Annotated in this window: 2 protein-coding genes; both read left to right on the plus strand. The window is 72.2% G+C overall.

All coding sequences use genetic code 11. The annotated features are described in order from the left end of the window. Positions 1-128: 128 nt before the first annotated feature. Positions 129-2051 (plus strand): asparagine synthase (glutamine-hydrolyzing), encoded by a 1923-nt coding sequence (gene asnB, locus ACFFNX_RS46270; protein ID WP_378212712.1) that lies wholly within the window; start codon positions 129-131, stop codon positions 2049-2051. Further along, positions 2051-3092: glycosyltransferase (locus ACFFNX_RS46275; RefSeq protein WP_378212713.1), on the plus strand; the 1042-nt coding region annotated here is incomplete at its 3' end. The genes asnB and ACFFNX_RS46275, both read left to right, overlap by 1 nt.

The following is a 3092-nucleotide window of genomic DNA, read 5'->3' on the forward strand; positions in this document are numbered from 1 at the left end:
CGGCTGCGCGAACGCGGCCTGGCCGAGCGCCTCGGCGCGCAGGCGCGCGCCTGGAGCCTGGAACACCTTCACGCCGACGCGATGGTCGACCGCCATGTCCAGATCTACCGAGAGCTGCTGGAGCGCCGATGTGCGGAATAGCGGGAGCCGTGTCTGCCGGCGTACCCGACGCCGAGCTGGTCCATCGGATGTGCGACGCGCTGGTGCATCGCGGGCCGGACGGCGCGGGCTTCCACAGCGACGACCACGCCGCGCTCGGCATGCGCCGGCTCGCCATCATCGACGTGGCCGGCGGTGACCAGCCGGTCTACAACGAGAACGGCACCGTCGCCGCGGTCCTCAACGGCGAGCTGTACAACTTCCGTGAGCTGCGCGAGTCGCTGCGCCACCGCGGTCACCGCTTCACCAGCGAGGGCGACACCGAGTGCCTGGTGCACCTGTACGAGGAGTACGGCGACGACCTGGTCGACCGGCTGCGCGGCATGTTCGCGTTCGCCATCTGGGACGCGCGGCGCCGCCGTCTCCTGCTCGCCCGGGACCGCGTCGGCAAGAAGCCGCTGTACTACCGGTCCGACGGCGGCTCGCTCGTGTTCGGCTCCGAGCTGAAGTCGCTGATGCAGGATCCGTCGATGCCGCGCGAGGTCGACCCGGTGGCGCTCCACCACTACCTCACCTACCAGTACGTCCCGGCGCCCTGGTCGATCCTCAAAGGCGTGCACAAGCTCCCGCCCGGCCACGTGCTGGTCTGGCAGGACGGCCGGCACGACCTGCGGCGCTACTGGCGGCTGGACTGCACGCCCCGGCCGGTCCCCGACGAGCGGGAGGCGGCCGAGGAACTGCGCGAGAAGCTCCTGGACGCCACCCGCGTGCGCATGGTCAGCGAACGCCCGCTGGGCGCGTTCCTGTCCGGCGGCCTGGACTCCTCGGCCGTCGTGGCGGCCATGGCGCGCCAGACCAGCGGCAGCGTGAAGACGTTCAGCATCGGCTTCGACGAGCAGGAGTTCGACGAGCGGCGCTACGCGCGCAAGCTGGCCGAGTGGTACGGCACCGACCACCACGAGCTGGTGGTGCGTCCGTCCGCGCTCGACGTGCTGCCGATGCTGGCGTGGCACTTCGACGAGCCGTTCGCCGACTCGTCGGCGATCCCGAGCTTCTACGTCGCCAAGATGAGCCGCGAACGGGTCACCGTCGTGCTCAACGGCGACGGCGGCGACGAGACCTTCGGCGGCTACCGGCGGTACGTCGCGATGAACCGGACCCGCCGGATCTCGCTGCCGCCCGCTCTGCGTCCTCGGCTCGAACGCCTGGGCTCGCTGCTCACCTCGCGCGGCGCGCCGCAGTCACCGCCGTGGAAGGTCGGCCGCATCCTCGAACTGCTGAGCCATCCGCTGCCCCGCCGCTACGCGCGGATGATGTCCTACTTCGGGCCGGAGCAGAAGCTGGCGATCTACTCCGACGCCCTGCGGGAACGGCTCGCCGGCGTGGACAGCTACGAGCTCCTGGACACGGCGTTCTCCGAGTCGCGGGCCGGCTCGGAGATCGGCGCGATCATGGACGTCGACGTCAACACGTATCTGCCGGGCGACCTGCTGGTGAAGTCCGACATCACCACAATGGCCAACTCCATCGAGGCCCGCTCGCCCTTCCTGGACCACCACCTGATGGAGTTCGCTGCCGGACTGCCGGCCGACCTGAAGATCCGGTCCGGCACGACCAAGTACCTGCTGAAGAAGGCGGTCGCCGAGTGGCTGCCGCCCGAGTTGGTCAGCCGGCCGAAGATGGGCTTCGGCGTGCCGCTGGCGGCCTGGCTGCGCACCGAGTTGCGGGGGCTGTCCTGGGACCTGCTCACCGACCACACGGCGCGGTCGCGTGACCTGTTCCGTCCCGACGCGGTCACCCGGCTGCTGGAGCAGCACGAGGCGGGCACCGACCACAGCACGCGCATCTGGGCGCTGATCCAGTTCGAGCTGTGGCACCGCATCTTCGTCGACGGGGCGCACACGCGGGCCAGCACCGCCATCGCGGCGGGCGCGAACAACTGGCGACTGTGATGACCGACACGACCGGGCGGCCCCTGCGGATCGTGCTGTCCATCGGCTCTCTCCAGATCGGCGGGACCGAGTCGCAGCTGGTCAAGCTGGCCGGGCGGCTGGCCGCCCGCGGTCACGAGGTGCACGTCGTCGCGGTGCGCTGCGGCGGGCCGTACGAGAAGGACCTGCGGGCCCTGGGCGTGCCACTGCGGGTCTTCTCCTACGACGGGCTGCGGCTGCGCGACCCGAGCGGCCGCCGCGACCCGCGGATCCTGGCCGCGGAGACGCGCAAGCTCCTCGCGATCTGGCGGCACCTGCGAAGCCTGCGGCCCGACGTCTGCCACGGCTTCCTGTTCACCTGCTACACCCACGTCCTGCCGCTGGCGCTGCTCGCCGGCGTGCCGGTGCGGGTGAACGGGCGCCGGGGCGCGTCGCCGTCCCGGCCGACCGGGGCACTGCGAGCGCTGCTGGACTTCGCCGGCCGCCACTCCTCCAGCCTGTACGTCACCAACTCCCACGCGCTGGCCGAACGGCTCGTACGGGACGAGAAGGTGGCGGCGAGCCGGATCGAGGTGATCGCGAACGGGGTCGAGCCCCCGGCGCGCGTCGCCGCTCCCGGCCTCAGCCCGGCGCGCGGGATCGTCGTCGCGAACCTCATCTCCTACAAGGGCCACGCCGACCTCATCGAGGCCCTCGCCCTGCTCGAGAAGCCACCGCCGGTGCGCCTGGTCGGGGACGGGCCGGAGCGCGAACGGCTGGCCGCGCTGATCGAGGCGCGCGGGCTCGGGGAGGTCGTCGGCCTCGCCGGGCCCTGCCCCGACGCACGCGAGATGCTGGCCGACCACCAGTTCTCCGTGTTGCCCTCGCACGCGGAGGGGCTGCCGAACGCGGTGCTGGAGGCGATGGCCGCGGGCCTGCCGGTGATCGCCACACGTGTCGGCGGCGTGCCCGAGGTGCTCGCCGACGGGGTCACGGGTCTGCTCGTGCCGCCGCACGACCCGGCCGCGGTCGCCGCCGCGATCGAACGCGTCGCCGGCGATCCGGACCTGCGCCGGGCGATGG

This window comes from Actinoallomurus acaciae (assembly GCF_042429965.1).
Lineage (GTDB): Bacteria > Actinomycetota > Actinomycetes > Streptosporangiales > Streptosporangiaceae > Actinoallomurus > Actinoallomurus acaciae.